This window comes from Pseudomonas sp. GW456-12-1-14-TSB6, assembly GCF_059424205.1.
This window is the reverse complement of sequence record NZ_JBWKZE010000025.1, coordinates 69,087-95,660: the sequence shown is the minus strand read 5'-3', so window position 1 is coordinate 95,660 and position 26,574 is coordinate 69,087. Positions and strand designations below refer to the sequence as shown.

29 protein-coding genes and 1 tRNA gene are annotated in these 26,574 nt (G+C 60.6%); 10 read left to right on the top strand and 20 right to left on the bottom strand.

What is annotated here, in order from left to right; genetic code table 11:
* Positions 1 to 49 precede the first annotated feature (49 nt).
* The gene (locus AC07Y2_RS21605) at positions 50 to 520 is read left to right on the top strand and encodes an RNA methyltransferase (RefSeq protein WP_007958066.1); all 471 of its coding nucleotides are present in this window, start codon (positions 50 to 52) and stop codon (positions 518 to 520) included.
* 81 nt (positions 521 to 601) lie between these two features.
* Positions 602 to 979 carry a YgaP family membrane protein gene (locus tag AC07Y2_RS21600; RefSeq protein WP_039772634.1) on the top strand — a complete coding sequence of 126 codons (378 nt, stop codon included), beginning with the start codon at positions 602 to 604 and terminating at the stop codon, positions 977 to 979.
* Positions 980 to 982: 3 nt separating this feature from the next.
* On the opposite strand, the gene AC07Y2_RS21595 is transcribed toward AC07Y2_RS21600, so the two are convergent.
* Together AC07Y2_RS21595 and AC07Y2_RS21590 are read right to left on the bottom strand one after the other, a co-directional pair.
* Complete coding sequence (locus AC07Y2_RS21595; RefSeq protein WP_039772636.1) at positions 983 to 2,212, bottom strand: hypothetical protein; 1,230 nt, start codon at positions 2,210 to 2,212, stop codon at positions 983 to 985.
* 20 nt (positions 2,213 to 2,232) lie between these two features.
* Positions 2,233 to 2,682, bottom strand: coding sequence for a YcgN family cysteine cluster protein (locus AC07Y2_RS21590; RefSeq protein ID WP_007958058.1), 450 nt, complete (start codon positions 2,680 to 2,682; stop codon positions 2,233 to 2,235).
* Positions 2,683 to 2,961: 279 nt separating this feature from the next.
* On the opposite strand from AC07Y2_RS21590, the gene AC07Y2_RS21585 reads away from it, so the two are divergent.
* Positions 2,962 to 3,555, top strand: coding sequence for a nitroreductase family protein (locus tag AC07Y2_RS21585; RefSeq protein WP_103386836.1), 594 nt, complete (start codon positions 2,962 to 2,964; stop codon positions 3,553 to 3,555).
* A 124-nt stretch (positions 3,556 to 3,679) separates the two neighbouring features.
* Here AC07Y2_RS21585 and AC07Y2_RS21580 read toward each other — a convergent pair whose 3' ends face one another.
* The 4 genes from AC07Y2_RS21580 to AC07Y2_RS21565 form a co-directional block, all read right to left on the bottom strand.
* A complete protein-coding gene (locus tag AC07Y2_RS21580; RefSeq protein ID WP_039772640.1) occupies positions 3,680 to 4,612 on the bottom strand; it encodes a D-2-hydroxyacid dehydrogenase in 933 nt (310 codons plus the stop codon).
* A gap of 106 nt (positions 4,613 to 4,718) precedes the next feature.
* On the bottom strand, positions 4,719 to 5,012 hold the full coding sequence (locus tag AC07Y2_RS21575) for a YcgL domain-containing protein (protein WP_039772642.1): 294 nt from the start codon (positions 5,010 to 5,012) through the stop codon (positions 4,719 to 4,721).
* Positions 5,009 to 6,142, bottom strand: a complete 1,134-nt coding sequence (gene rnd / locus AC07Y2_RS21570; protein ID WP_039772643.1) for a ribonuclease D — start codon at positions 6,140 to 6,142, stop codon at positions 5,009 to 5,011. The genes AC07Y2_RS21575 and rnd overlap by 4 nt, the downstream gene beginning before the upstream one ends.
* 130 nt (positions 6,143 to 6,272) lie before the next feature.
* Positions 6,273 to 7,922 (bottom strand): phosphoethanolamine transferase, encoded by a 1,650-nt coding sequence (locus AC07Y2_RS21565; protein ID WP_039772644.1) that lies wholly within the window; start codon positions 7,920 to 7,922, stop codon positions 6,273 to 6,275.
* Between the two features lie 298 nt (positions 7,923 to 8,220).
* Here AC07Y2_RS21565 and AC07Y2_RS21560 point away from each other — a divergent pair, with 298 nt between their 5' ends.
* Together AC07Y2_RS21560 and AC07Y2_RS21555 are read left to right on the top strand one after the other, a co-directional pair.
* Complete coding sequence (locus AC07Y2_RS21560; protein ID WP_103386835.1) at positions 8,221 to 9,426, top strand: cyanate transporter; 1,206 nt, start codon at positions 8,221 to 8,223, stop codon at positions 9,424 to 9,426.
* Positions 9,427 to 9,602: 176 nt separating this feature from the next.
* Positions 9,603 to 10,538, top strand: a complete 936-nt coding sequence (locus AC07Y2_RS21555; RefSeq protein WP_064383125.1) for a LysR family transcriptional regulator — start codon at positions 9,603 to 9,605, stop codon at positions 10,536 to 10,538.
* 3 nt (positions 10,539 to 10,541) lie between these two features.
* On the opposite strand, the gene AC07Y2_RS21550 is transcribed toward AC07Y2_RS21555, so the two are convergent.
* The 6 genes from AC07Y2_RS21550 to AC07Y2_RS21525 form a co-directional block, all read right to left on the bottom strand.
* On the bottom strand, positions 10,542 to 10,907 hold the full coding sequence (locus tag AC07Y2_RS21550) for a 5-carboxymethyl-2-hydroxymuconate Delta-isomerase (protein ID WP_074691099.1): 366 nt from the start codon (positions 10,905 to 10,907) through the stop codon (positions 10,542 to 10,544).
* A gap of 57 nt (positions 10,908 to 10,964) precedes the next feature.
* Entirely contained in the window at positions 10,965 to 11,891 is a 927-nt protein-coding gene (locus tag AC07Y2_RS21545) for a LysR substrate-binding domain-containing protein (protein WP_039772651.1), read from the bottom strand.
* Between the two features lie 73 nt (positions 11,892 to 11,964).
* Complete coding sequence (locus AC07Y2_RS21540; protein WP_103386834.1) at positions 11,965 to 14,061, bottom strand: DUF6311 domain-containing protein; 2,097 nt, start codon at positions 14,059 to 14,061, stop codon at positions 11,965 to 11,967.
* Positions 14,058 to 14,444, bottom strand: a complete 387-nt coding sequence (locus tag AC07Y2_RS21535) for a GtrA family protein (protein WP_039772655.1) — start codon at positions 14,442 to 14,444, stop codon at positions 14,058 to 14,060. The genes AC07Y2_RS21540 and AC07Y2_RS21535 overlap by 4 nt, the downstream gene beginning before the upstream one ends.
* On the bottom strand, positions 14,441 to 15,151 hold the full coding sequence (locus AC07Y2_RS21530) for a class I SAM-dependent methyltransferase (protein WP_103386833.1): 711 nt from the start codon (positions 15,149 to 15,151) through the stop codon (positions 14,441 to 14,443). Before AC07Y2_RS21530 ends, AC07Y2_RS21535 begins: the two co-directional genes overlap by 4 nt.
* 3 nt (positions 15,152 to 15,154) lie before the next feature.
* Positions 15,155 to 16,123, bottom strand: coding sequence for a glycosyltransferase family 2 protein (locus AC07Y2_RS21525; RefSeq protein WP_039772658.1), 969 nt, complete (start codon positions 16,121 to 16,123; stop codon positions 15,155 to 15,157).
* Between the two features lie 274 nt (positions 16,124 to 16,397).
* On the opposite strand from AC07Y2_RS21525, the gene AC07Y2_RS21520 reads away from it, so the two are divergent.
* Positions 16,398 to 16,589 (top strand): YegP family protein, encoded by a 192-nt coding sequence (locus tag AC07Y2_RS21520; RefSeq protein WP_039772660.1) that lies wholly within the window; start codon positions 16,398 to 16,400, stop codon positions 16,587 to 16,589.
* 61 nt (positions 16,590 to 16,650) lie between these two features.
* Here AC07Y2_RS21520 and ppk2 read toward each other — a convergent pair whose 3' ends face one another.
* Entirely contained in the window at positions 16,651 to 17,475 is an 825-nt protein-coding gene (gene ppk2, locus AC07Y2_RS21515; protein WP_103386832.1) for a polyphosphate kinase 2, read from the bottom strand.
* 257 nt (positions 17,476 to 17,732) lie between these two features.
* Here ppk2 and AC07Y2_RS21510 point away from each other — a divergent pair, with 257 nt between their 5' ends.
* Together AC07Y2_RS21510 and AC07Y2_RS21505 are read left to right on the top strand one after the other, a co-directional pair.
* Positions 17,733 to 19,133 carry a DUF3300 domain-containing protein gene (locus AC07Y2_RS21510; RefSeq protein ID WP_103386831.1) on the top strand — a complete coding sequence of 467 codons (1,401 nt, stop codon included), beginning with the start codon at positions 17,733 to 17,735 and terminating at the stop codon, positions 19,131 to 19,133.
* Entirely contained in the window at positions 19,130 to 20,026 is an 897-nt protein-coding gene (locus tag AC07Y2_RS21505) for a DUF2950 domain-containing protein (protein ID WP_103386830.1), read from the top strand. Before AC07Y2_RS21510 ends, AC07Y2_RS21505 begins: the two co-directional genes overlap by 4 nt.
* Positions 20,027 to 20,101: 75 nt before the next feature.
* On the opposite strand, the gene AC07Y2_RS21500 is transcribed toward AC07Y2_RS21505, so the two are convergent.
* From AC07Y2_RS21500 to dapA, 5 genes are all read right to left on the bottom strand, one after another.
* A tRNA-Ser gene (locus AC07Y2_RS21500) sits at positions 20,102 to 20,191 on the bottom strand.
* An 84-nt stretch (positions 20,192 to 20,275) separates the two neighbouring features.
* Complete coding sequence (gene purC / locus AC07Y2_RS21495; protein ID WP_007958019.1) at positions 20,276 to 20,989, bottom strand: phosphoribosylaminoimidazolesuccinocarboxamide synthase; 714 nt, start codon at positions 20,987 to 20,989, stop codon at positions 20,276 to 20,278.
* 28 nt (positions 20,990 to 21,017) lie between these two features.
* Entirely contained in the window at positions 21,018 to 21,779 is a 762-nt protein-coding gene (locus AC07Y2_RS21490) for an MBL fold metallo-hydrolase (protein ID WP_064383105.1), read from the bottom strand.
* A gap of 4 nt (positions 21,780 to 21,783) precedes the next feature.
* Positions 21,784 to 22,899 (bottom strand): NlpB/DapX family lipoprotein, encoded by a 1,116-nt coding sequence (gene bamC, locus AC07Y2_RS21485; protein WP_011332910.1) that lies wholly within the window; start codon positions 22,897 to 22,899, stop codon positions 21,784 to 21,786.
* 17 nt (positions 22,900 to 22,916) lie between these two features.
* A complete protein-coding gene (gene dapA, locus AC07Y2_RS21480; RefSeq protein ID WP_007958015.1) occupies positions 22,917 to 23,795 on the bottom strand; it encodes a 4-hydroxy-tetrahydrodipicolinate synthase in 879 nt (292 codons plus the stop codon).
* 313 nt (positions 23,796 to 24,108) lie between these two features.
* On the opposite strand from dapA, the gene AC07Y2_RS21475 reads away from it, so the two are divergent.
* Positions 24,109 to 24,669 (top strand): glycine cleavage system transcriptional repressor, encoded by a 561-nt coding sequence (locus AC07Y2_RS21475; protein WP_007958014.1) that lies wholly within the window; start codon positions 24,109 to 24,111, stop codon positions 24,667 to 24,669.
* A gap of 10 nt (positions 24,670 to 24,679) precedes the next feature.
* Positions 24,680 to 25,153, top strand: coding sequence for a peroxiredoxin (locus AC07Y2_RS21470; RefSeq protein ID WP_064594118.1), 474 nt, complete (start codon positions 24,680 to 24,682; stop codon positions 25,151 to 25,153).
* A 34-nt stretch (positions 25,154 to 25,187) separates the two neighbouring features.
* On the opposite strand, the gene AC07Y2_RS21465 is transcribed toward AC07Y2_RS21470, so the two are convergent.
* Positions 25,188 to 26,258, bottom strand: coding sequence for an AI-2E family transporter (locus AC07Y2_RS21465; protein WP_039772670.1), 1,071 nt, complete (start codon positions 26,256 to 26,258; stop codon positions 25,188 to 25,190).
* A 32-nt stretch (positions 26,259 to 26,290) separates the two neighbouring features.
* A complete protein-coding gene (locus AC07Y2_RS21460) occupies positions 26,291 to 26,530 on the bottom strand; it encodes a sulfurtransferase TusA family protein (RefSeq protein WP_007958011.1) in 240 nt (79 codons plus the stop codon).
* Positions 26,531 to 26,574: the final 44 nt, after the last annotated feature.

The window sequence follows — 26,574 nt, the reverse complement described above, 5'->3', positions numbered from 1 at the left end:
CCCCCAATCCCCGTATAATCGCCCTCTTTTTCCCGAAGGCACCCCGCTCGTGGCAGACAAACGGTACAGCTGCATTGGTTTGTATAACCCCAAATCACCGGAAAACGTCGGTTCGGTGATGCGCGCCGCAGGCTGCTACGGCGTGTCGACCGTGTTCTACACCGGCAAGCGCTATGAGCGCGCCGCCGATTTCGTCACTGATACCAAGCGCGTGCACTACGACATCCCGCTGATCGGCATCGACGACCTGAAAAAGATCCTGCCGCTCAATTGCGTCCCGGTTGCCGTGGAACTGGTTGACGGCGCCCGCCCGCTGCCGGAATACACTCATCCGGATCGCGCCCTGTACATCTTCGGCCCCGAAGACGGCTCGCTGGATCAGGAGATCCGCGACTGGTGCGAAGACGTCGTGTACATCCCGACCACCGGTTGCATGAACCTCGCCGCCACGGTCAACGTTGTGCTCTACGACCGCATGGCCAAAGGCCTGAACACCCGCTCCGGACCGAAATTCCGCTGAAACGCCGCACATCCGATGGAACGAGCTGACCGCCTGCGCAGTCAGCTTGTTTATCGATTACTCATTGCCTGGAGAAAGATCATGACCGAGCTCAAACGCGTCGAACGTATCGAATCCACCCCGTTTCAGAGCCGTCCTGAGCAGAACGTCGAAGGCTGGGAGCGCATCGGCTCGCTGGCCGGCGGCGTGATCATGGTCGGCAAGGGCCTGCGCCGTGGCGGCGTATTCGGGCTGATTCAGGTGGCGATTGGCGGCGTGGCCATGGCCCGCGGCATCACCGGCCACAGTTCGGTGAAAAGCCTGCTGGAGAAAAGCCGTCAGGACATGAACAACGTGCGGGCGAAGATCGAGCGGGCCGGTGAAGAGCTGAGCAAGCTCAAGGCCAATGCCGAGGCGGCGACCAACACCGCCACCGTGACCGGCAATGACTCGGTGAAATCGCCGAAAGCCGGGGTTTGACCACTACCGAAGCAACCCGCTATCAAGGACTTTGGACGACTCGCCGAGAATGCTTTCGGCGAGTTGCACGAACTCTTTGGTGTTCACCGTCCCCAGATGCATCGCCCCGCGCAGCATGTCGTCCAGCGAGCGCTTGTTGCGGGTCTTCAGGCGAATCTCGCCGTCCAGTTCCTGCAACAACAGCACCGCTTTCGACAGCTGCGCGGGGCTGATCTGCTCGCCGCGCAGGGTCGTGACTTTCTGACTGTCCTTCGCGAGTTTCGCCTGCAAGCTCTGATAACGCTCGTCACTCATGCCGCCGGCACGGCGCACCAGTTCGATGGCGTAATACTCGGCAAACCCTTCGCTGATCCAGTCGCTGCGCTGTTCGTCGTTGATCCGCCCGAACACCTGTGCCAGTTCGCGCACCAAAGCACTGCTGCCGCTTTCGCTGACCAGCGGCAAGCGCGTGTTGAGGTAGATCGACTCCCGCGCCGCCAGGCTGCCACGCCACATCGGGTCATTGGCGCCGACGATCAGCAGTTTGCTCGGGTGGCGCGGAAACACCGCCTGCACCTGCGGCCAGACAAACGTCAGCAGCGTCAGCACGTCCATCCGTCGCATGCCCTGCCCTTGGGGCGAGGCCACGGTGACTTCGGTTTCCCCCAACCGCGTGCGGCGGCTGCCGAGGTGGCCGGCGAGCATCCAGCCGGTCGGGCGGTCGAACAGGCGTGACGGATTGTCGATGCGGAATTGGTTCTTGCCGATGCGCGGCCAGGCGGTTTCGACGCTTTTCCAGCCGTCGGGCAATTCGAAGTGCAGGCGCGCGACCAGCTCGATGCCATCCTGCTGATCAAGCTTGGCCGGCGGCACCAGTTCATCGCCACGCATCAACGCCCAGGTCGGGGTCATGCGCGTGTCGAAGCTGCCGTTCTTGCGGCCGTGGCTGATGCGCACGCGGTAGGTCAGACTGGCCTTGTCCGCCGTCGGGCGCCAGACCCCGCGCGCCGGTTTGCCCGGCGTCAGTTGCCATAGGCCGTCAGCCTTGAAGTCGCTGTAGTGGCTGCCATCGCCCAGGTCGAAATCCAGACTGCGCACCGCTTCGCCTTTGGCGAGGGTCAGGCGCACTTCGGCCTGATCGCTCTGCAGCAGCAGGCGTACCTGATAATCCAGATCGACTTTCTTCGCCGCCCACACCGGCGCACTCAGCGCCAGCAGCGTGACGATCAGCGCCCGGCGCAATCCCGTCGCCATACCTGCTCCTTGGTCAATCGTCAGCCTGCGCGAAAAATCAGGTGATCTTCCCAGTCGTCTTCCGGCACGCTGCCTTCGGCCAGCATGCGCCCGGACTGGGAAATCCGTTCGTGGTGCACCGCATCGCGATCACCGCAGACCAAGTGATGCCACAGCGGCAGATCCTTGCCTTCGCTGACCAACCGATAACCGCAGGTCGGCGGCAGCCATTTGAATTCTTCGGCCTGGCCCGGGGTGAGCTGGATGCAGTCCGGGACAAACTTCATGCGGTTCGGGTAATCGCTGCACTGGCAGGTTTTCAGGTCCAGCAGTTTGCAGGCGATGCGCGTGTAATAGACGCTGTTGTCTTCTTCATCCTCGAGCTTTTGCAGGCAGCACAGGCCGCAACCGTCGCACAGCGATTCCCACTCCTCGTGATCGAGTTGATCGAGGGTTTTGCGTATCCAGAACGGTTCGACTTTGGCGGCCATGGCTCAAGCATCAACATCAGGTGGTGAAAAGGCCGCCAGTCTAGTGCCCAAGGCCCCGTGGGCCAAGCGCTGGCGACTGCCGGTTGTGCGGGGCTTGTCAGTTTTTGCACGGCCAAGTAGCTTTGCCGGTCACACCAGGCCTTTGCCGGATGCCATTAACACTCGACCGCGTCGCATCCGGTGAACTGCAGGCTTGCGCCACAACCCCATCGTTCAGCCCAACTGATCCCGCCGGGTTTCACTTCCAACCTGTCCTCAAACGTAGCAAGGAATCTTTCGATGAGTGCCAACCCTCGCGTTGCCGAATACGCCATTCACCCGCAGTTCACCGATCGCTGGTCGCCCCGCGCCTTCACCGGCGAAGCGATCCCGGAAGAAACCCTGCTGAGCTTCTTCGAAGCCGCACGCTGGGCGCCATCGGCGTACAACTCGCAGCCGTGGCGTTTTCTCTACGCCCGTCGCGACACGCCGAACTGGGAGCGTTACCTGGGCCTGCTCAATGAATTCAACCGCAGCTGGGCACAGCACGCTTCGGCGCTGGTGATCGTGATTTCGAAAACCACCTTCACCGCACCGGGCGCCACCGAAGAAACGCCAGCGCTGTGGCACACCTTCGACACTGGTTCCGCGTGGGGCCATCTGGCGCTGCAAGCGAGCCTGAGCGGCTGGCACACCCACGGCATGGCCGGTTTCGATCAGGAGCTGACCCGCAAGGAGCTGAACATTCCGCAAGGTTACGCGCTGCATGCCGCCGTGGCGGTGGGCAAGCTGGGTGACAAGGCAACCCTGGCCGAATACCTGCAAGCACGGGAAACGCCGAGCCCGCGTCGTCCGCTGAGCGAACTGGCGGCTGAAGGCGATTTCACCCTTTAAAGCTTCACCACATGATCGTTCCCACGCTCTGCGTGGGAATGCAGCCGGGGACGCTCTGCGTCCCAAAGCGGACGCAGAGCGTCCATAGAGGCATTCCCACGCGGAGCGTGGGAACGATCTCTAGTCAGTAACCGCGTGCGAAATCCACTTCCCCGCGCAACGCTTCACCCGCCTGATACGCCCGCAAGTTATCCAGAAACAACTGCACCATCATCGGCGGCGAGGTCGGCGCCGAGCTGTGCCCGGTCAGCAGCAAGCCCCACGCAGTCCAGAACGGATGCCGTTGCGGCAGCGGCTCCTGGCGGCAGACGTCGATCACCGCGCCAGCCAGATGGCCTTCCTTCAACGCTTCGACCAGATCTGCATCGACTACCGCCACACCGCGTCCGGCGTTGATGAACAACCCGGTCGGCTTGAATTGCTTGAACAGCGCCGCATCGTAAATGTCGTGGGTGTGCTCGGTGTTGGGCAGCAGATTGACCACGTAATCCACCTCGCCGACCAGACGCGGCAAGTCCGCCATCGAACCGACTTCGACAAACGGCGCCTGCTCGCGGGCGCTGCTGGCGATGCCGTACAACTCGACGCCAAACGGCAGCAGGAACTGCGCCACACTCTGGCCGATGTCACCGGTGCCGACGATCAGCACCTTGCGTCCGACCAGACTCTGGCCGGTGCGGTTGTCCCACTTGCGCTCGACCTGGCTGACCAGCCGCGCCAGCACTTCGCGCTCGTGGCCGAGCATGTAGGTCAGCACGTACTCGGCCATGACCTGACCGAAAATGCCGACCGCCCGGGTCAGGCGGTAATCCCGGCGCAAGCCGTCAGCCAGCAGCGGCGTGATGCCGGCCCAGGTCGATTGCAGCCATTGTGGCTGGTGGCCCTGACGCAACAGGGTCGCCAACAGATCCGGCTGGCCCAGCCACACCGGGCAATCAGCAGCCTGGCGGGCCAGTTCGGCGGAGTCGCCACTGGTCAGCACTTCAAGCTCCGGGGCCGCCTGACGCAGCAGTCGGGCGTATATCGCGTGGTCGTGTTCAGCAATCAGAACGCGCATCTTCAAACCTTTCGCAAACCGTGCAGGCGGCCGTCCACTTCGTGGCAGCCGTCGCCGTAAAAACCGTTCCAGGGGTTAACAGAGGCCCAGGACAGGGCCTCGCGGATCAGACCGGGTCGTTGCGTCGCAGCAACTCTTCGGGCAAGTGTTCGATGTACTCTTCCTCGGCCGGTGGCATTTGCAGGTGATAGCCCTGCTTTTCGAGGTTTTCCAGGACCACGGCGATGTCTTCGCTGGCCAGCTTGCGCTCGGGGGTCAGCACCAGATCGAAGGAATGCCTGGCCTTGCCGAACGCCGCCATCAGGCCTTCCGGCACGCGCTCCAGCGCATCGCTCTTGAGCACGTACAGGTACATGCCGCTTTTCTTCGAACTTTGATAAATGGAACAAATACGTTTCAAGGCTGTTCTCCGGCGGTGGCCAGGCTGTCGAGCAGCTTCTGGCCCATCAATTCGCGGCGCCAGCCACGCAGCGAATCAGGCAATTGGTAAGGGCCCTCGGGGAAGCCGCTTTTGACCAGCGCTTCGAGGGTTTTCTTGCGCAGCATCAGTTCCGGCGCGATGCCCAGACGTTCGGCTTCGGCCTGACCGAGCGCCCGCAGCTGTTTGATCAGCGCGGCAGCTTCGATCGGCAGCGGCTCCGGCACGGCTGGCGGCCATTGATCAGGCCCCACACTGCCAGAGCGCTTGATCAGATCAAGCAGAAACTCGCCGTCCTGACGCACGGTACGCGGGTGCATGTCTTCGATCTTGCCCAGCGCGCTGAGGTTGTCCGGTTGGGTCCGGGCCAGCGGCCACAGCGAGTGTTCACGCACGATGCGGTTGCGCGGCAGATCGCGGGCGCGGGCTTCGCGCTCGCGCCAGGCACACAGTTCGCGCAGCACGGCCAGTTGGGCACGGGACAGTTTCCACGCCAGTTTGGCCTCGCGATACACCTCGTACGGATCGGTCTCGCGGCGCAGGTTGGCAACCAGTTCGGCGCCGTCCTCCAGTACCCAGGCGTATTTGTCGTCAGACAGTTTCGGACGCAGTTGTACGAAAACCTCCGCCAGATGCACGGCGTCTTCGGCGGCATAGCTGATTTGCGTGTCGGACAACGGACGCTGCAACCAGTCGGAACGGGTTTCGCCCTTCGGCAGTTCGATGCCGAGCACTTCCTGCACCAGACGCGAATAGCCCATCGAGAACCCGAGGTTCAGGTAGGCAGCGGCCAGTTGGGTGTCGAACAGCGGCGCCGGCAGGCTGCCGGTCAGGCGCAGCAGGACTTCAAGGTCTTCGCTGCAAGCGTGCAGGACTTTGAGCACTGCCGGGTTTTCCAGCAACGCGGCCAAGGGTTGCCAGGCGTTGATGGTCAGCGGGTCGATCAGGTAGGCGCGTTTGCCGTCGCCGACCTGCAACAGCCCGGCAATCGGGTAGAAGGTGTCGACCCGCATGAATTCGGTGTCGAGGGCAACGAACGGCAGCTGCTGCCACTCGGCGCAAAACTGCGCGAGGCTATCGTTGTCGCGAATCCAGTGAATATCGATGGCCACACGGCTCTCCCTTCAAGAATGGCGCGCAGTATATATCGCCACCGGCGCTTTCCGCGCCTCTACAGGGCAAGAGCTTGATGAAATCTCCTGCCCGAGGGAAAGAATAGTCTTACAGAGTGAGTCTGCCGGCTCAGTCCTTGGCCAACACCCCGTCGATCACCGCGCCCCGGCAACCGGCAAACATGTCGAGATCCTGCTGGTAGACCTTGCTCTGCACCTCCAGCAGCCCGAGCATCGAGTGGAACAGGTTGTCCTGGCTCAGCGGCTTGTCACGGCTCATTTGCAGGCAATGGGTGTCGACCGAGTAGGACTTCTGATAGCTGTCGGAGAACCACGCCAGCATCGCCACGTGTTTCTGTTGCTCCGGCGCCAGCATGTACGGCGTGCCGTGGAGGAACAGGTTGTACTCGCCCAGGGATTCGCCGTGATCGGACAGGTACAGCATGGCGGTATCGACCTTGTCCTGATTGCTGCGCAGTACGTCGATCAGGCTCGACAGCACATGGTCGGTGTACACCAGCGTATTGTCGTAGCCGTTGACGATGCTCTCGCGGCTGCAATTGTTCAGCGCGTTGCTTTCACATACCGGGGTGAAGTGCTCGTATTCCTTCGGATAGCGCTTGAAATATTCAGGGCCGTGGCTGCCCATCTGATGCAGGACCAGCACGGTGTCCTTGTCCAGGTGGTCGATGAAGCTTTGCAGGCCCTGCAACAGGATTTCGTCGCGGCATTCGCTGTTGGCGCACAGCGCCGGATCCTTGAGGTTGCTGACGTCCTGCAGGGTGACGCGATCGCAGGTGCCTTTGCAGCCGGACTGGTTGTCGCGCCAGATCACGTCGATCCCGGCCCGTTTCAGCACGTCCAGCAGCCCTTCCTCATTCTTCGCCTTGCTGGCGTCGTAATCCTTACGGCCCATGTTGGAGAACATGCACGGCACCGACACGGCGGTTTCAGTGCCGCAGGAATGCACGTCGGTGAAGGCGATCAGGCCGGCTTCCTTGTCCAGTTTCGGCGTGGTGTCGCGGTTATAACCGAGGATGCCGAAGTTTTCCGCCCGGGCACTTTCCCCCACCACCAGCACCGTCAGGGATTTGCGCGGATGATTTTGCACGGCGGCATTGCGCTGGGCGTCTTCGCCGATCGTGACAAACGGTTGCTGCGCCGAAGCCACCTGCTCACGCAGATAACCGGCCGAGGCGCCGATGTAGTTGCTCGGCACCAGCATCAGGCGAATTTCGTGGTGATTGCGAAACAGCGACGACAGCCCTTGATAATTGGCCAGCGCAACGCCGCCAATGACCGCGACCGACGCGACACTAACCACAACTTTGCTTAATAACTCGCGATGCCAGCGACGATAGTTGACTGGAACTTTCCACAACAACCAGGACGGCAAGACACCCAGAAACACGATATAAGCCAGCAACTTCAAAGACAGCAGATCGCGCACTTCAGTGGCATTGGTTTCAGCAAAGTTACGAAACATGCCGGCATCGATCATGACCCCGTATTGGCTCATGAAATAAGCCACGCCGGCACTGACCATGAACAACAACGTCAATACGGGTTTCAACACGGGTCGAAACGCCAGCAACGTCAGCACGATGTTATACGCCGCGAAGATCATCACCCCGAACGCAATGCGCATGGCAATGCCTTTGCCGTCCGCAGCGGTGATATCGAACAGGTGCTGCCAGAGAACGAAATTGAATCCGGCCAAAAGAAAGGCGCTGGCAAACAACGTCACCCATTCCGGGCGCACGGCTTTTAACTTGAACATGGCGAGTGGCGATTTCCTTGGAATAAGTGCCGTCGTCAATTGTGAAAATTTCATTGACTCAGACCACACAAACTTTATGCAGGCAACCATCAATTTTTTGTGAAAAAGAAGCCAACGATTAGTTGGCACATGAAATAACCATGAAACTTGCAGAGTATTTGAGAATGATTCAGCTGTGGTTCAGTCGCGGGCAACGAAAACGCCGTATCGAATTTCTCGATAGCGCTCCTGACTTTCTGATTTGCCGCCCTGCTCGCCTGCCCGCCTAATCGACCGCCTACGGTTCAAAGGTCTGAAGATGGAAAACGTTCGCGCCACTGCCCGCCCCGCTGTCTGGCTGATGCTCGGCATCATCCTGGTCGCCCTCAATCTGCGTCCGTCGATGGCGGCGGTGGGGCCTTTGCTCTCGGCCATTCGCGGCGATGTGCCGCTGAGTTTCAGCCTTGCAGCGTTACTGACCCTGCTGCCGGTGATGGCGATGGGGCTGGCGATGTTTTTCGGCATGGCGGTCAGCCAGCGCCTCGGTGAACAGCGCACGGTGCTGCTGTCGTTGCTGATCATTGGCGGGGCGACGCTGTCGCGACTGTTTCTCGACTCGGCGGGCGGATTGATCGCCAGCGCCGTGCTGGCCGGGATCGGCATTGCACTGATCCAGGCCTTGATGCCAGCGCTGATCAAATCGCGGTTTCCCGACAACGTGGCGCTGTGCATGGGGCTTTACGTCACTTCGATCATGGGCGGCGCGGCGCTGGCCGCTTCGTTCGCACCGTGGGTGATGGTGGAGACCGGCAATTGGCGGGCAGGTCTGGCGGTCTGGGCGGTTTTGGCACTGCTCGCCATTCCTGTGTGGTGGACAACCCGCGCCACGTCACCGGACACCATCCGGACCGTCGTCAGAAAAGAATTTTTCTTCACGAATTCCCGCGCCTGGCTGCTCGCGATCTTCTTCGGCCTCGGCACTGCGTCCTACACCTGCGTGCTCGCCTGGCTGGCACCGTACTACGTGGAAAAGGGCTGGAACGAACAAAACGCCGGCCTGATGCTGGGTTTTCTGACGGCCATGGAGGTGATTTCCGGGCTGGTGGTGCCCGCCATCGCCAATCGCAGCCGTGACCGACGCCAGGTGCTCGGCGCTCTGCTCGGCCTGATCATCGCCGGATTCCTGGGGCTGATCCTCAGCCCGCAGCACCTGAGCCTGCTGTGGCCCTGCCTGCTCGGGTTAGGCATCGGCGGACTGTTCCCGATGAGCCTGATCGTGTCCCTAGATCACCTCGACGAACCGCAACGTGCCGGCGGGCTGACCGCATTTGTACAAGGCATCGGTTACCTGATTGCCGCACTGTCGCCGCTGATGGCCGGCGTGGTTCGCGATCGACTGGGCAGCTTCGAGTGGGCGTGGTGGTCACTGACAGCAGTGATGGCGCTCATGCTGCTGATGGTGCTGCGTTTCAATCCACGGCATTACGCACGGCACATGGCTAATCTGACCGACCCGTCTGGATAAAGGCTTCTGGCCATCTTTGCCGGGTTTGATTGGGCACGTCGTGTTACTAAAACTTTCTGTCCCACAACTGACCGTGAAACGTCCTACAGGGCTTTCTCCTGGCACCATCGTTCCGTTACGATCAAGCGCACACGTTTGCGCGGATTCGGCGCAAGGAGCACAGCGAGACAGAACGGATGCTGAACAGTAACTTGCTTAGAAAGCTCGACATGCAGGATCTCATGGTGTTTGTCGCCGTGTATGAGCAAAGCAGCGTCACCGATGTCTCGGAGGCGCTGTTTGTCAGTCAGTCCACCGTCAGTTACTGCCTGAAAAAACTGCGCACCAGCTTCGAAGACGAATTGTTCGTCAACACCCGCACAGGCATGCGTCCGACCTACAAGGCCAGCAGCATGTACGGCCATGTGCAGAAAATCCTCGAAAGCATCAACCTGTGCCACGCCGGCGCCCCGACCTTCGACCCGATGGCGCAACCGGTGACCTTCAACATCTGCGCACCGGAATACTTCGAGCAACTGATCCTGCCGCGAATGTTGAAACGCTTCGACTTCGATGATTTGCCGGTGATGGTCAACATGCACAAGTTCGAAACCGACGTGCCGGTCGAAGAATTGCGCGACGGCAGTCTCGATCTGGTGATCTGTTTCGGTCCGAACTTCCATCGCAGTCACGCCGACCTGAAATCACGCATGCTGCTGGAAGATGACCTGGTCTGCGTCTTCGACAAACGCGCCACGCCGCTGGAACCGCGCCTGAGCCTGCAAGCCTTCACCGAACGCCGGCATGTGTTCCCGACACCGTGGACGTCGACCACCAACATGGTCGATGGCTGGCTGGCACGGCAGGCGCAGAAACGCCAGATCGTCGCCCGTTCCAACAGTTACAGCGCGGCGCTGAAGATGATCACCGGCACCGACTTCATCCTGACCCTGCCCCGGCGCATTCAGCGTTTGCTGACCAACGACGCGGTGTTCCAGCACTGCGAGGCGCCCAATGGTCTGCCGGGCTTCACCCTCGACATGCAGTGGAGCCACAACGTCGATCAGGACAGCGCCAACCTCTGGTTGCGCGAGCAGGTCATCAAGACCTGCGCGGAGCTGGAAGCCGCCTGAGTCCTACACGCCAATGGCGGTCTTGCTGTAGGACCCACGGTCGATGTCGAGCAGTTCCACGCTCAACTGCACCTCGACCCCGACCGGCCATTCGCACAGTTCCTGCAACACCGCCAGCAGGCTCTGCGAAAGTTGCGTCTTGATCTCCGAGGAACGACCGCTGAGCAGCGCCAGCCTTACCGCCACAAAGGCGCGCTCGTTCATGGCGGTGCCGACCTTGAAGGTTTCAACCTTGGTGGCACGACTCTTGATATCGAACTCCGCCGCGAATTGACCGGAACCCACCAGCGTGTTGTTGAGCCGGATCAACGCCACGTCGGCGTTCAGTTGCGGCAGGTTGGCGGTGTATTCCAGGTGCAGATGTGGCATCTCGGTGCTCCAGCGGTTCGGCAGAAAGGTCGTACATATAACACAGCATCGTCTGACTCACTCCAGCGATGACATCACCGGACGCTCACTCATGAACTGCTCCAGCCGCGAGCGCAACCAGCGCTCGGCCGGGTCGCTGTCAACGTGGCTGAGCCAGACCATCGACAGGTCGAGGGTCGGGGTCTTGAACGGGAACGGCTCCTTGAACAGCAGCCCGGATGCGGCCATGGCATCGGCGGTGTAGTCCGGCAGGCTGGCGATCAGATCGGTGCCGGCCAGCAGCGCCGGCAACGAACTGTACTGCGGCACCGACAGCACCACCTGACGGGTGCGGCCGATGTCCGCCAGCCACTCATCGGCGTAGCCGCTGACATTCGCGGTGTGGGAAACCAGCACGTGCGGTCGTGCGCAATATTCATCGAGGGTCAGTGGCGTGTCGGACTTGTCGGCACGCAGGATGCTCGGCTGAATGTGCCGCAACAATTTGCGCTTGGCATTGGCCGGAAGGCCGCGGGTCTGGCTGATGCCGACGGTGATATCGCCCGCGGCCAGCAGATCGGGAATCCGCCAGTAATCGACGTGCTGCACCACGAACACCACGCTCGGCGCCTCTTGGCGCAAGGCGCGCAACAACGGTGGCAGCAGACCGAATTCGACGTCATCCGACAGACCGATGCGAAAGGTCATGGTGCTGACGGCGGGATCGAAATCCCGGGTCAGGCTCAGCGCCACCGACAGCGAGTCGAGCGCAGGCTTGAGATGGCGATAAATGTCTTCGGCACGGGCGGTCGGCTCCATGCGATGGCCGACGCGAATGAACAACGGATCGTTAAGCAGGGTGCGCAGACGGTTGAGCGCCGAACTGATGGTCGGCTGGCCGAGAAACAGTTTCTCGGCGGCCCGGGTCACGTTGCGTTCGAGCATCAAGGTCTCGAACACCACCATCAGGTTGATGTCGGCCTTGCGAAGTTCATTGCGGTTCATCCATTGCCCCCCCGATTCCCAGATGGCGGCAGTGTAGAAAGGCCGTGAGGGCGGCGTCCATCGAAACGCGGCGTCATTGCACCGTCAACGTCTTCAGCCCCAGGCCCATGACCCGTGAATCGTCGTTGATATCCAGTTGTCGGGGACTGATGGCATCCGGCAGCTGCAATTCGATATCGAGCCGGTCATCGCTCCCGAGGCGCTGGCTGAGCTGGGCGCTGATCGGGATTTCCAGGCGATTATCTTGAAACTGCGTCAAACGGGTCTCCAGTACCTGTTGGCCGTTCAGACTGACTATCACCCGCTGGCCGGGGTGCCGGGGCTGGATGAATGCCAATGCGTCGATCACGATCGAGCGTGTCGGAGGGAGCACCCGCAATTGGATTTTCGCCTGTCGCCCTTCCGTCCACGTCCCCCAGCTTTCCGGCGTCGACCAGCCGCTGACCAGTTGTCGGTTTCGATAATTGAAGGTGAGCGTTTGTCCCGGGCGAGTGAGGGGGATCAGTGACATCCGCCGCCCCTCATCCTGCACGGACAGACACTGCGCACAACGCTTCCAGCCAGGCGCCAGCACTGCCATCCCGTCCACGCGAGTCAGCAGATCGGTTTCACTGTTGATGGTTCTTGCGGCATCGACCAGAACATCATCGTCCAGGAGATATAGGGAGTCCGCGTCGTACTGCCCCGAGTCAAGCATCGCGCGAGCTTTCTGCTGTGCCCGCGCCAGCGCCGAAGTGCTCATGCGTCCCAGATAGACCGCATCGGTTTTCATCCCGTGGGTCGCTGCGTAACCGGCGATCATCTGCCAGCGCTCACCCTGATTCTGTGGCATCAGGCTGCGGACATTGGCATAACGCGCAGCGGCACTTGCCCAGAAAGGATCCGTCATCGGGCTGGCCCAGACCGACGAAGGCGCCACCCATTTTCCCTGCCGCAGCCCCATCCAGCCGTTGCGGCTGTCGGCGACCTGGATCAGCAGCGCCACCGCAAGCAGACCAATGGCGATACGCGGTCGATAACCGCGCACCACCAGAAAAATCGCAGCCAGGATGCAGACGTACAGAACCGGCCAGAACATCCGGCCCGAGGCACGAAAGATATTGGCCAGCGCGACAAGACTTTTCGGCAGCGGATAACCGAAGTTCCACGCCCCGATGCCGACCTGATTCGACAGCGCGAACAGCCATAAACCGAACAACGCCATCAACAGCCATGGACGTGCGCGCACCTGATGGTTCAGCGATTGGTGGTTGCGAAACCAGGCCATCAGCGCCAGCGGCATCAACAAGAGAACGCCCAGGCCAAGGTAGTTGAAACCTTCGTAATCCCCGTCAGCCTTTGGCAGGTCAGGCAGGATCAATGACCAGCCAGCCGGGTCGACGGGCGACAGCAGATTCATCCGGTACAGACCAAAACCACCGGATGCCGCACCATCGGCAATGCTGAAGTAACCGGCCTGCCAGCAACACACGCTCACCAGGGCGAAAAGCATGCCCCCTTCGATCACACTCTGACGCCGGCTCAAAGACTGATTGAATGTCTTGCCCAGCAGATCCGCCACCCAGATCAGCGCAACCATCGCCAGCAGATAGGCGTGCACCCATGCCGTCACCGCCAGCAAGGCTCCCCAGGCGAGGCGCCGTCGGCGCAGATTTGGCAGCAGCGCCAGGTACAGCGAGGCCAGGATCAGGAAATGGCCGGCCAGTGAAAGATGCCCGCCCATGCGCAAGAACATCGCTGGCGAGAACACCAGCAGCCCGGCACCCAGTAGTCGAATCACGGGATTGGCCGTCATCAGCCCCATCAGTTTCCAGCCAAACCAGGCCTGCAGGACACAGCAGGCCAGCAGCCACAATCCGAAATACTGAAAGGTGTCCGGCAACCAGGCATTGAATGGTTTGAACAGCAGCGCCAGCAAAGGATTGGAGTCGGAAAAAATGATCGCACTGCCCAGTTCCAACCCGTAAGAAGGATTGAGCCCGAGCGGAAAAACCCACGGCGAATGCCGGAAAAACGCCCAGCCCAGATAATGCGTTGCAGGATCGCCCTGCTGCAGCCAGGCAATGTTCTGCGGGTTCAGCGCCTGCGGCCCGACTACCAGAAAAAACACCAGAACACCCAATAACACGGGCAATAGAAATAGAGCCGGATGCTCGCGTGAATCCTTCATCGATACGTCCAGAAGTTATGCAGTACAAACGTGAACGCCGGAATCGTCAGCGCCACTGCACCGATACCCGCCAGATAATGCAGCCCGGCCATCTGCGCCGCCCAGGCCACGAACATCGCCAACAGAAAGCCACCCGCCGAAACCATCAGAAAACGCAGCAGGGTCTTGCCGTGCAACCGGGCGGAAAAACTCCAGGTGGTGTTGATGATGTAGGACACCACCGTCGCCACGATAAAGGCCACACCATTGGCCAACGGAGGCAGGGGGCTGACGAAGTTGATGAACAGCACCGCCACCAGCGCGTGCAGCGCCGTGACAAACAGACCGGTCACGGCGAAGCGCAAGCCGCGCTGGATCAAGGCGGATCTTTCAGTGGGTGTCACGGCTTGCGCGCCAGCACGAAGACACTCAGACCAGCGAGGCGATTGATACCCATCAACGGCAGCTCAAGACTGCACAGGGTTTTCAGCAGCATATTGACCAACGGATGGTGTTTTTTCAGCTGTGAACGCGGTGCCGAACCCCGAGTGCCGCCGGGCATCAGGCGCGACGCCAGCGCAAGCGGGAACACCGCTCCGAAATAATAGGCGCCCCGCTCCACCTTCAATCCGGCGTTGCCCGCCAGAGCCTCGAATTGCCCCAGGGTGTAGCGACGCTTGTGTTCGAGGAAATCATCGTGCCCGCTCCACATGAACTGGAACGCCGGCACGGTCATCAGAAAGCGACTGCCGGACGGCACTTTGTCGACGTAGGACTTGAGCAGGCCGAGGTCGTCTTCGACGTGTTCCAGTACATCCATCAGTAACACCAGATCAGCGTCGACGTTGTCGATCGAGCGACGGTAATGCACCGGTTTGCCGACGGTGGTGGCGCTTGAATCGGCCGGGTAGCTGATGTCCACGCACCACGCTTCGCGCGCCGCCGTGCGGGTCAACAAATGATGGGAGAAGAATCCTGAACCGGCGCCGACGTCGAGAATTCGTTTGATCGGCGCCTCACCCAGCAGGCGGCGGGTGGCGGCCGCTTTGGAGCAGTAATACCAATGCTCGCCGATGCTGTCGCCGAGGATGTCGGTTTCCTTGAGATCCATGCTTCAGTCCTTGGATTCGTAAATGCGGCGCACCAGGAAAACCGGCCGGCGCTTCGCTTCGATATAAGTGCGGCCCAGGTACTCGCCGAGCACGCCGATGCCGATCAACTGCAAGCCGCCGAGAAACGTCACAGCAACCATCAGCGAGGCGTAACCGGGCAAGTCAACGCCATGAATGAGCGTGCGCAGCACAATGAACATCGCAAAGGCGAACGACACCAGAGAGACCAGCGCCCCCAGATACGTCCAGATCCGCAACGGTTCGGTGCTGAAACTGGTGATGCCCTCCAGGGCAAAATTCCACAGCCGCCAGCCATTGAACTTGCTATGCCCCGCCGCCCGCTCCGGGCGTTCGTACTCGACCTGGGTGGTGCGAAATCCGACCCAGGCGAACAGGCCTTTCATGAAGCGCCGGGATTCGGGCAGCGTCAGTAGCGCGTCGACCACGCAGCGATCCATCAGCCGGAAATCACCGACGTTTTCCGGCAATGACTGTTCGGCAATTTTGTTGTGCAGGCGATAGAACCAACTGGCGGAAGTTTGCTTGGCCCAAGTATCGTTGCGCCGGCTAAGGCGATGGCCGAGCACCACCTCGAAGCCTTCACGCCAACGCTCGATCATTTGCAAAATGACCTCGGGCGGATCCTGCAGATCAACGTCGATCGGCACCACGATCTGTCCCGTTGCGACCTGCAATCCGGCGGACAACGCCGCTTCCTTGCCGAAATTGCGGCTCAGATCGACAATGCGGATGCGCGAATCGCTCTGCTGGCAATGCAGCAAGCGTTCCAGCGTCGTATCGGAACTGCCGTCATTGACGAACACCAGTTCCAGCTGGACGAGCGCCTCTTGCTCGAAAACCTGATGAATGCGCAGGAGAAAGCCGTCGAGGCTGTCCTCTTCATTGAATACGGGCACTACCAGCGACAACGTCACCGGGCCCGCGTGCTGCGTTCCATTCGAGTGGGTCAATGGACTGCTCTTTTTTATAGTGATTGTCGGTCGCCGAACGCTGTTCGACGCCATGAGCCGCACCGTATTAAGCAGCAGCCCTGAATGTCATGCAAGGGTGAAACGAGGGCGTTCCGGCCAATCCGGAGGACGATCCCTGCGCTCTGGCCCGTGCCTTTCAGAAACATTCACGAACGATTGGAAACAAATCCTCGATAGCCAAAAAACCGCGCTCCGCTAGGCTTGCGTCGAAGCGACAGGTTGTCGCACAAACGCATCGCATGGAGCGAACTGAATGTATTTCGAGATTTACAGGCAATCCAAAGGCACCCCGAGCACCGGTAAAGGCCAATGGCGCTGGAGATTAAGGGCGGGGAATCACGAGACGGTCGCCAGTGGCGAATCGTATGTGAACAAGGCGGATTGTCTGCATGTGATCGAGTTGATCAAAGGTGTGAAGGGTGAGACACCGGTCAAGGAGATCTGAGGAAAACCCAAGACGCCGAGCTGCCTGTATTGGCAGCTCCGGCGACTTGACGAATGCGGTTTCAGAACCTCTCGGGAATGTGCCTGAACGGATAATCCGACTCTTTGTATCCCCCCGGTTTCTGCCGCTTGGGCAAGGTCACCTTCTCTCGCGGCACCTCTTTGTAGGGGATGCGACTGAGCAGGTCGGAGATGATATTGAGCCGCGCCCGACGTTTGTCGTTCGAGTTGGCCACAAGCCACGGTGCGTAATCGGTGTCGGTCGCTTCAATCATGTCGTCCCGCGCCCGGGAGTAGTCATACCAGCGGCTGTAGGACTTGAGGTCCATCGGCGACAGCTTCCAGATCTTGCGACCGTCGACAATGCGCGCCTGCAGGCGCCGGGTCTGTTCTTCCTGACTGACGTTGAGCCAGTACTTGAGCAGGATCACTCCCGAACCGACAACGGCGCGCTCCACCAGCGGCACGGTCTTGAGAAACTTGTCGACCTGTTTGTCCGTGCAAAAGCCCATCACCCGCTCGACGCCGGCGCGGTTGTACCAACTGCGATCGAAGATCACCACTTCGCCGGCCGCCGGCAAATGTGGCAAATAGCGCTGCATGTACATCTGACTCTTCTCGCGATCGGTCGGGGCCGGTAACGCGATCACGCGAAAGACTCGCGGGCTGACCCGCTCGGTGAGCGCCTTGATGGTGCCGCCCTTGCCTGCACCGTCGCGGCCTTCGAAGATGATGCAGATCTTGATGCCTTCGGCCTTCACCCACTCCTGCATTTTCACCAGTTCGATATGCAGGCGGCGCAACTCGGCAAGGTAGTCCTTGTTCGACAGTTTTGTATGTTCGTCAGGTTTTTCTCGGGGCGAGTCTTTCTTCTTTCCCTTTGCCATGACCAGACCTCTCGGGTTGGAACGACAGCCAGGCTCGTTGGCAATGCATGACCTGGAACCGGAAAGTTTAGTCATTTATCGCAAAACGCAAGGAAACGTGCAGTAAGTCACAGACAACGTGCTTATTTCGAAAAAGCCTGTGCAGTTTTTGACGGAACGCCAATCGCCAACCATCCTCCATCACGGCGCAGCGTCCGATGTTGGCCGTGGATGTCTCGCTGGATGCAAACCTGCCATTTGGATGTGGGGAAGAGGTCATGCACAGTTCGCTCTTGCGTGCCGCGTCGCTCCTGCTCGCCTTGAGCACTGCACCGCTCTTGTTGCAGGCCGCCGATGCGCCTGCGGCCCCGGCAGCTGCCAGCGCTGCGACCAAAGATGCCGTGTTTACCACGGAACAGCTCGATCAGATGCTCGCGTCGATTGCCCTGTATCCCGATCCACTGCTCGCTCAAGTGCTGATGGCCGCCACCTATCCGGGAGAGGTCGCCGAAGCCGTGACCTGGTCCAAGGCCCACCCGGACGCCAAGGGCGATGATGCGGTCAAGCAAGTGGCCAGCCAGACGTGGGATCCGAGCGTGCAGGCCTTGGTGGCGTTTCCGCAGGTTTTGGCGACGCTGGGGCAGGATCCGGTCTGGGTGCAACGTCTGGGGGATGCCTTCCTGGCCCAGCCTGACGAACTCATGGCCGGCGTTCAGCGCTTGCGGCGTCAGGCCCAGACGGCGGGCAATCTACAGAGCAATCAATATCAGAATGTGACGGTGCAGAACGTAACGCCGCCCATCTCTTCCGGGTCAACCAAGCCGGCCGACAACACGACCATCATCATTCAGCCCGCCGATCCGCAGGTGGTCTACGTTCCGACCTATAACCCGACTACTACTTACGGCACCTGGCCTTATCCGGCCTCGCCGCCGGTGTATTACCCGCCGCCGCCCGCTTATTACCCGGGGCAGGCACTGGTGGCAGGATTGGCTTTCGGTACGGGCGTGGCGGTCGTCGCGTCGTTGTGGGGCGACTGCGATTGGGGCAATAACGATATCGACATCGATGTAAACCGTTACAACAACATCAACGCCAACAACCGGATCACCAACAACCAGAACAAATGGCAGCACAACACCGTGCATCGCGATGGCGTGCCCTATCGTGACAACCGCAGCCGCGCGCAGTATGGCCGGCAGCTGGACGGTGCGGCTCAGCGTGACGTCTATCGCGGCGACAACGCGCAGCGGGCCCAGGCTCGGGAACGGGCCCGCAGTTCGATGGACAGGGCCGGTATCGAACGCCCCGCCACCAGCAATCGGGAAGCCCGCAATCAAGTCCGCGAAGCGCAATCTGCCAATGCCGGCAACCGACTACAAGGCGGTGCGGACAGGTCCCGAGCCGCCGACCGCGCTCAAGGCAACACGCGGGAAGCGCGGCAACTGAGCGCGAATCAACGTGATACCCGTGCATCTCAAGCCCGACCCGCAGCAGGCAGCGCACGAAACAACGCCTTCGCCGGCGCGCGTTCCCCGTCACAAACCCGAGTCCAGGCCGATCGCGGCCGGGCCAGCCAGATTTCTGCGCAACGTCCCAATACCTCCCGCGCCGCCGGACATCAGATCAGCCGGCCATCCGGCGGGGGCATGCGTCAGAGAGGAGGTGGCCGTCGATGAACATCCATTCTCTGGTCAAAAACTGCCTGACCCTCGCGGCCGGCCTCGCATTGTCGAGCTTCGCCTCGGCCCAGCAGGTATTTCCAACCCCGGAAAAAGCCGCGGACGCCTTCGTCGAAGCCCTCGGCACGCAACACGCCGACCAAAAACGCCTGACCGAACTGCTGGGCGAGGAATGGCACAGCTTCATTCCCCGTGAAGGCGTGCAGCGCAGCGATGTCGATGCCTTCCTGCAGCAATACCGCGAACAGCACACCCTGGAAAAGACCGGCGACAGCAAGGCCGTGCTCTCCGTCGGGCCCGATCACTGGACGCTGCCCATCCCGCTCATCAAAGACAAAACCGGTTGGCGCTTCGACATGAACGCCGCAAAGGCCGAAATCCGTGCCCGCCGCATCGGCCGCAACGAACTGGCGGCAGTGCAATCGGCGCTGGCCTACCACGACGCGCAAATGGACTACGCCTCGGAAGACCGCGACGGCGACGGCGCCCTCGAATACGCACAGAAAATCTTCAGCTCCCCCGGCAAACACGACGGCCTCTATTGGCCAGAAGACGACAGCGGCCAGATCAGCCCCCTCGGCCCCGCCTTCGGCCAGGCCATCAACGACGAAGACTGGCACGGCTACCACTTCCGCATCCTCGACGCCCAAGGCCCGTCAGCCCCGGGCGGCGCTTACAGCTATCTGATTGGAGACAAGATGAGCCGCGGGTTCGCCTTGATCGCGTGGCCAGCGAAGTATGGCGACACCGGAGTGATGAGCTTCATGATCAGCCATGAGGGCCAGGTGTTTCAGAAGGATCTCGGGCCGGATGGGGAGAAAGTGGCGAAAGCGATGAAGCGGTTTGATCCGGATGATAGTTGGGAGGTGGTGGATTTGGGGCAGAAGTAGTTGGGGTGTCGAATTGCGCCGGATCAGAAACGAAAAAGCCCCGCAGCTTCTCAGCTACGGGGCTTTTTCTATGTATGGCGGAGAGATAGGGATTCGAACCCTAGGTACCGGTGAAGGTACAACGGATTTCGAATCCGTCCCATTCGGCCACTCTGGCATCTCTCCAACGGCGCGCATCATAACAACACTTTCGCTGAATGGGAAACCCCCAGACGAAATTTTTTCCGTGCTATCAGATGCTTGCGTCGATTAAAGCGGTACGCCCAGACGGTTGGCGACTTCTTCGTAGGCTTCGATGACGTCACCGAGGCCCTGGCGGAAGCGGTCCTTGTCCATCTTCTTCTTGGTGTCCTTGTCCCACAGACGGCAGCCGTCCGGGCTGAATTCGTCGCCCAGGACGATGGAGCCGTCGCTGAACACGCCGAATTCCAGCTTGAAGTCCACCAGCAGCAGACCTGCGTCGTCGAACAGTTTGCTCAGGACTTCGTTGACCTTGAGCGACAGTTCTTTCATGCGCGCCAGTTGCTCGGCGGTGCCCCAGCCGAAGGCCACGACGTGGGATTCGTTGATGAACGGGTCGCCTTTGGCGTCGTCCTTCAGGAACAGTTCGAAGGTGTACGGGTTGAGCTTCATGCCCTCCTCGACGCCCAGACGCTTGACCAGGCTGCCGGCGGCGTAGTTACGCACGACGCACTCGACCGGGATCATGTCGAGTTTTTTCACCAGCACTTCGTTGTCGGCCAGCAGTTTGTCGAATTGGGTCGGAATACCGGCCGCTTCGAGTTTCTGCATGATGAAGGCGTTGAACTTGTTGTTCACCATGCCTTTGCGGTCGAGCTGCTCGATGCGCTTGCCGTCGAACGCCGAAGTGTCGTTGCGAAACAGCAGGATCAAGCGGTCAGCGTCGTCGGTCTTGTAAACCGATTTGGCTTTGCCGCGGTAGAGTTCTTCACGTTTTTCCATGATGGGCTCCGCTTGCTAAGTAGATGGGCTAGGCGATGTGGCGCCAGTCGAGCCCTGAATCTTGATCGGCCAGTTGCAGCCAGTCCGGGTCGCACCCGAGGGTGTCGACAAAACATTGCCGGGCCAGCTGCGGCAGGTTGTTCTTGCTGCTCAGATGGGCCAGGACCAGGTGTTGCAAGCCTTGCCAGCCCAACTCGGCCACCAGGAATGCCGCCTGATGGTTGTTCAAATGTCCCAGCTCGCCACCCACCCGCTGCTTGAGAAAGTACGGGTAATGACCACGGGCCAGCATGTCGCGACAATGGTTGGACTCGATCATCAACGCATCGAGGTCCCGATAGCCGTCCAGCACCCGCTCACAGTATGAACCCAGGTCAGTCAGCAGGCCGAAGCGCCGCTGCTCTTGATCGCTGAATACGTACTGGGTCGGCTCCTGCGCATCATGGGCCACGGCAATGACCCCGATGCTCAGAGCACCGATCTGCAGTTGCTCGCCACCGGTCACGAAACCGGCAGGTTCAATCGGTTTGCGCATCCCGCGCAGTGTGCCGCGACTGAGGTAGACAGGCAGATTGTAGCGCCGAGACAGCAAACCCACGCCATGCACGTGGTCGGCATGTTCGTGGGTTACGAGTATCGCGCTCAGTTGCGCCGGGTTCACACCCAGGCGCAACAGGCGTTTTTCGGTTTCCCGCAGGGAAAAACCACAATCCACCAGCACATACGTATCAGCACTGGCGATCAGCGTGCCGTTCCCTTGGCTACCGCTGCCGAGAACGGCAAAACGCATTGGATCAGCCCAGGTTGTCCTGAATCACGCTCAACACTTTGCGGGCCACATCGGCCGGCGCAACGGTGTTGATGTTTTTCTCGACGGTCACCTGAACGTTCTCGCCGACCTTGCTCAGGCGAACCTGATAACGCTCGGCGCGGGCTTCAACTTCTTCCTTGGTCGGCGCGCTGCCGAACAGGCTGCTGAAGAAACCAGGCTTCTCGTCTTTCTTCTCGGCCTTTTCGGACAAGTTGATGTAGTAGAGACCGAGGCTACGGTTGATGTCTTCAACGCGCCACTCGCCCTGTTCCAGCGCACGACCGACGCTCGACCAGGCACGATCCAGGTCCGTACCGACGTTGAGTACCGGGTTGCCGCTGCCGTCTTCGCTCAGGCTGACACGGCTCGGGGTATCGAAATCACGCGAAGCCAGCATCGACACCGAACCACCCTTCTCGGAGGTTCGGCTCATGCTCGCGAGCATGTCGTCGACCAGCGCAGCGTCGAGGCCGGTGTTGACCGAACGGTTGGTGAAATCGACATTGGCGGTGCTGCCGGCAGGACGCTCGGCGCTGACCACATAGACTTCACTGGTGTTGCGCTGCACGCCCGGTTCGATGCGCACCCGCACGCGGGTTTCGCTGTCGGTGCTGACGCCGGCGGCGCTCAGGCGCTTGGCCATGGCGGCGGACAGTTCGTCGGAATGCTGCCAGGTGGTGGTGAATTCGCCGGTTTGCGGGCGCTGTTCATCCAGACGGAAACCGTTGTCCTGGAAGTACTGCACCGCCACTGGCCAGACTTCGGCCGGTGGATGCTGGGCCATGACCCAACGCGAATCACCGCTCTTCTGCAGCGAGTAGTCGCTAGCGTCGGCCACGGTCGACAGTGGTTGAGGGCGCGGAACGATGTACTCACCCTTGGCGGTGTCGTCGGCCACGTTGCGCGGGATCGGCAGCAGCGGATCCAGACGCTTGGAGGTGCTGACGTCCGGTGGCAGTTGCATCGGTGCAGTCTGTTGCGCTTCCAGGTAATCGCTACCACGGTCACGGAAATAACCTTCCGGGCCCCAGATCCATCCGCAGCCACTGGTGCTGGAGATAATCAAGGCAAGTGCGGAAAGTCCGGCCATTCGCTTCATGCGTTGTACTTCCTCAATTAAACCAGGACGTTGCACTGGCGCAGGGCCGAGCGCAGCGTTTCATGACAAGGAGCGCTCAGCCAGGTCAGCGGCAGGCGGATGCCTTGGTGCATCAGGCCCATTTCGACCAAAGCCCACTTCACCGGAATCGGGTTGGCTTCGATGAACAGGTCCTTGTGCAGCGGCATCAGTTTTTCGTTGATGGCCCGTGCGGTCTCGGCGTCGCCCTTGAGCGCGGCCTCGCACAGGTCGGCCATTTCGCGCGGGGCGACGTTGGCGGTGACGGAGATGTTGCCCTTGCCGCCCAGCAGGATCAGCTCGACTGCGGTCGGATCATCGCCGGACAGCACGATGAAGTCCTTGCTCACGCCGTCGATGATTGCCTTGGCACGCTTCAGGTCGCCGGTCGCTTCCTTGATGCCGATGATGTTCGGCACGGTGGACAGGCGGATCACGGTCTCGGCCTGCATGTCGCAGGAGGTGCGGCCAGGAACGTTGTAGAGAATCTGTGGGATGTCGACCGCTTCGGCGATGTGTTTGAAGTGCTGGTACAGGCCTTCCTGAGTCGGCTTGTTGTAGTACGGGACGACCAGCAGGCAGGCATCGGCGCCGGCTTCTTTGGCGTTGCGGGTCAGCTCGACCGCTTCGCGGGTCGAGTTGGCGCCAGTACCGGCGATCACCGGAATACGACCGGCAACCTGTTTGACCACGGCTTTGATGACGGCGATGTGTTCTTCTACATCAAGGGTTGCCGACTCGCCGGTGGTGCCGACCGCGACAATGGCATGGGTGCCGTTCTTGAGATGGAAGTCCACGAGTTTGCTGAGGCTGTCCCAGTCAAGACGCCCTTGTGCATCCATGGGTGTGACCAGTGCCACCATACTGCCCGCAATCATGAAACCGCTCCTGCCGGAAAAAGAGAGCGGTAATGGTACTGGCGCCAAGATGCTTGCACAAGCGAAGTACTGTGCCGCCATTCCCCTTGGCGCCGCTTTTCGCTACCCTTCAGACTTTGATCGGTACTGATCAGCTTGTACGCCGGGTTCCAGTCTCCCGTTTCGGCCTCCCAGGCCCCGTTCCAGTGTCGTTGCCGTACGCTTGCTTGTTCATGGAGCCGTAGCGCCACACGAATCGGGTCTTCCGGACAGGCATTGCCCCGGCAATCAACGCCCTCTCGCTACCGACCGCTCATCGCTTTAGGAATGCTGCATGTCCACCCCCACAGTTCGCGAACAATTCCTTGTCATCAGTGCCCTCGGCGCCAATCCCATGGAGCTGACCAACGTCCTGTGCCGCGCCAGCCATGAAAACCGCTGCGCGGTCGTCACCTCGCGCCTGACCCGTCACGGCGAGTGCAGCGCGCTGGTGCTCGAAGTCTCCGGCAGCTGGGACGCCCTGGCACGCCTTGAAGGCAGCCTGCCGGTGCTGGCCAAGCGTCATGCGTTCACCGTCAACGTGGTGCGCAGCGCCGCCCTGGAAAACCGTCCGCAAGCCCTGCCGTACGTGGCTTACGTGTCTTCGGCGTACCGTCCGGACATCATCAACGAGCTGTGCCAGTTCTTCATGGATCACAACGTCGAGCTGGAAAACCTGACCTGCGATACCTATCAGGCACCGCAGACCGGCGGCACCATGCTCAACGCCACGTTCACCGTGACCCTGCCCGCCGGCACCCAGATCAGTTGGCTGCGCGACCAGTTCCTGGATTTCGCCGACGCCATGAACCTGGATGCACTGATCGAACCGTGGCGCCCACAGAACCCAATGTAAGGAAGCTTTCATGGCCGTTGTCATCGACCAACCGGTTACGGATTTCGAAGCACCTGCCACCAGCGGGCAGACTGTCAGCCTGTCGGCCCTCAAGGGCAAGCAAGTGGTGATCTACTTCTATCCGAAGGACAGCACCCCGGGCTGCACCACCGAAGGCCAGGGCTTTCGTGATCAATACGCAGCATTCAAGGCTGCTAACACGGAAATCTTCGGCATTTCCCGCGACAGCCTGAAATCCCACGAGAACTTCAAGTGCAAGCAGGAGTTTCCGTTCGAGCTGATCAGCGACAAGGACGAAGCCGTCTGCCAGCTGTTCGACGTGATCAAGCTGAAAAAACTCTACGGCAAGGAATACCTGGGTGTTGATCGCAGCACCTTCCTGATCGACAAGAACGGCGTACTGCGTCAGGAATGGCGCGGCGTGAAAGTGCCAGGACACGTGGATGCAGTACTGGCTGCTGCTCAGGCGCTGAACAAGGCCTGATGCTGTCGGCGCCCTTGCGGGCGCCGCTTCATTTTCAAAGCAGCGGAGCTACAACTGGCTCCTTGCGCGGCCAGGCATCCAGCACAGCCTTGAACAACGTCGCCAGCGGAATCGCGAAGAACACGCCCCAGAATCCCCACAACCCGCCGAACAACAGCACCGCGCAGATGATTGCCACCGGGTGCAGGTTGACCGCCTCGGAAAACAGCAACGGCACCAGCACGTTGCCGTCCAGCGTCTGAATGATCCCGTAAACCGCCATCAAATAGATGAACTGATCGCTCCAGCCCCACTGGAACAGCGCAATCAGCAGCACCGGCACGGTCACCACCACGGCCCCGACATACGGCACCACCACCGACACGCCGACCAACAGAGCCAGCAGCGCCGCGTAGTTGAGGCCCAGTGCGACGAAAGCGATATAGGTCACGCCGCCACAGATCACGATCTCGATGACCTTGCCGCGAATGTAGTTGGCGATCTGCCGGTTCATTTCCTCGGCGACTCGAGTGATCAGCGCCCGCTCTCGTGGCAAATAGCCGCGCACCCACTCGCCGATCATCGCGCGGTCCTTGAGGAAGAAGAACACCAGGATCGGCACCAGCACCAAATAGATCATGATGTTCACCAGCAGCGGCAGGCTCGACAACGAGAACGTCAACGCCCACTGGCCGAACTTGCCGATCTCGCCTCGCGCCGCTTCGATGGCTTGCAGCACCTGCTCATCGGAGACCAGATGCGGATAGCGCTCGGGCAGCAACAACAGCAGCGATTGCCACTTGGCGAGCATCCCCGGCAATTCGTTGAACAGCGTGATCAACTGATGCCAGAGCAGCGGCAGCACCACGACGATGAACACCATCAGCACGCCCATGAACAGCGCAAATACCAGACCGACCGCCGCCCCACCGGGCACGCGCAGACGTTCGAGCGTGAGTACCAGCCCCTGCATCAGATACGCCAGCACCATCCCGGCCAGCACCGGCGCAAGCATTCCGCCAAGCGTCAGCACCGCGGTGAAGGCGAGAAACAGCAAAACCGCCAGCACCACGGCTTCTTCATCGGAGAAGTAGCGCTGAATCCAGTCGCGCAACACTTTGAACATCAATTTTCCTTAGGTCATTTACGCGGTCGGTTTCAGGCTTTTTTCAGCCAGTAACGGTAGACACCCGCCTCGTCCTCTTCACGCAGCAGCGTATGACCGGCCAATTTGGCAAAGGTGCGAAAGTCGCGTTGCGAGCCAGCATCCGTGGCAATCACCTTGAGTACTGCGCCACTGGGCAGCTTGTTCAGCTCCATTTTGGCCTTGAGCAACGGCAACGGACAATTCAGGCCACTGGCGTCCAGTTCACAGTCATGGGCTACAGCGTCGGTCATGCGTCACTCCGGATCAGGTAGTCAGGCTGCCTAGAATATCTGGT

Coding starts and splice junctions, on each gene's coding strand:
- AC07Y2_RS21530 (WP_103386833.1), bottom strand. CDS start 15,151: ATGGATCTCAAGGAAACCGACATCCTCGGCGACAGCATCGGCGAGCAT.
- AC07Y2_RS21560 (WP_103386835.1), top strand. CDS start 8,221: ATGGAAAACGTTCGCGCCACTGCCCGCCCCGCTGTCTGGCTGATGCTC.
- AC07Y2_RS21475 (WP_007958014.1), top strand. CDS start 24,109: ATGTCCACCCCCACAGTTCGCGAACAATTCCTTGTCATCAGTGCCCTC.
- AC07Y2_RS21510 (WP_103386831.1), top strand. CDS start 17,733: ATGCACAGTTCGCTCTTGCGTGCCGCGTCGCTCCTGCTCGCCTTGAGC.
- AC07Y2_RS21490 (WP_064383105.1), bottom strand. CDS start 21,779: ATGCGTTTTGCCGTTCTCGGCAGCGGTAGCCAAGGGAACGGCACGCTG.
- bamC (WP_011332910.1), bottom strand. CDS start 22,899: ATGAAGCGAATGGCCGGACTTTCCGCACTTGCCTTGATTATCTCCAGC.
- dapA (WP_007958015.1), bottom strand. CDS start 23,795: ATGATTGCGGGCAGTATGGTGGCACTGGTCACACCCATGGATGCACAA.
- AC07Y2_RS21590 (WP_007958058.1), bottom strand. CDS start 2,682: ATGGCCGCCAAAGTCGAACCGTTCTGGATACGCAAAACCCTCGATCAA.
- AC07Y2_RS21595 (WP_039772636.1), bottom strand. CDS start 2,212: ATGGCGACGGGATTGCGCCGGGCGCTGATCGTCACGCTGCTGGCGCTG.
- AC07Y2_RS21580 (WP_039772640.1), bottom strand. CDS start 4,612: ATGCGCGTTCTGATTGCTGAACACGACCACGCGATATACGCCCGACTG.
- ppk2 (WP_103386832.1), bottom strand. CDS start 17,475: ATGGCAAAGGGAAAGAAGAAAGACTCGCCCCGAGAAAAACCTGACGAA.
- AC07Y2_RS21470 (WP_064594118.1), top strand. CDS start 24,680: ATGGCCGTTGTCATCGACCAACCGGTTACGGATTTCGAAGCACCTGCC.
- AC07Y2_RS21555 (WP_064383125.1), top strand. CDS start 9,603: ATGCTGAACAGTAACTTGCTTAGAAAGCTCGACATGCAGGATCTCATG.
- AC07Y2_RS21505 (WP_103386830.1), top strand. CDS start 19,130: ATGAACATCCATTCTCTGGTCAAAAACTGCCTGACCCTCGCGGCCGGC.
- AC07Y2_RS21520 (WP_039772660.1), top strand. CDS start 16,398: ATGTATTTCGAGATTTACAGGCAATCCAAAGGCACCCCGAGCACCGGT.
- AC07Y2_RS21565 (WP_039772644.1), bottom strand. CDS start 7,922: ATGTTCAAGTTAAAAGCCGTGCGCCCGGAATGGGTGACGTTGTTTGCC.
- purC (WP_007958019.1), bottom strand. CDS start 20,989: ATGGAAAAACGTGAAGAACTCTACCGCGGCAAAGCCAAATCGGTTTAC.
- AC07Y2_RS21540 (WP_103386834.1), bottom strand. CDS start 14,061: ATGAAGGATTCACGCGAGCATCCGGCTCTATTTCTATTGCCCGTGTTA.
- AC07Y2_RS21465 (WP_039772670.1), bottom strand. CDS start 26,258: ATGTTCAAAGTGTTGCGCGACTGGATTCAGCGCTACTTCTCCGATGAA.
- AC07Y2_RS21600 (WP_039772634.1), top strand. CDS start 602: ATGACCGAGCTCAAACGCGTCGAACGTATCGAATCCACCCCGTTTCAG.
- AC07Y2_RS21585 (WP_103386836.1), top strand. CDS start 2,962: ATGAGTGCCAACCCTCGCGTTGCCGAATACGCCATTCACCCGCAGTTC.
- AC07Y2_RS21550 (WP_074691099.1), bottom strand. CDS start 10,907: ATGCCACATCTGCACCTGGAATACACCGCCAACCTGCCGCAACTGAAC.
- AC07Y2_RS21545 (WP_039772651.1), bottom strand. CDS start 11,891: ATGAACCGCAATGAACTTCGCAAGGCCGACATCAACCTGATGGTGGTG.
- AC07Y2_RS21460 (WP_007958011.1), bottom strand. CDS start 26,530: ATGACCGACGCTGTAGCCCATGACTGTGAACTGGACGCCAGTGGCCTG.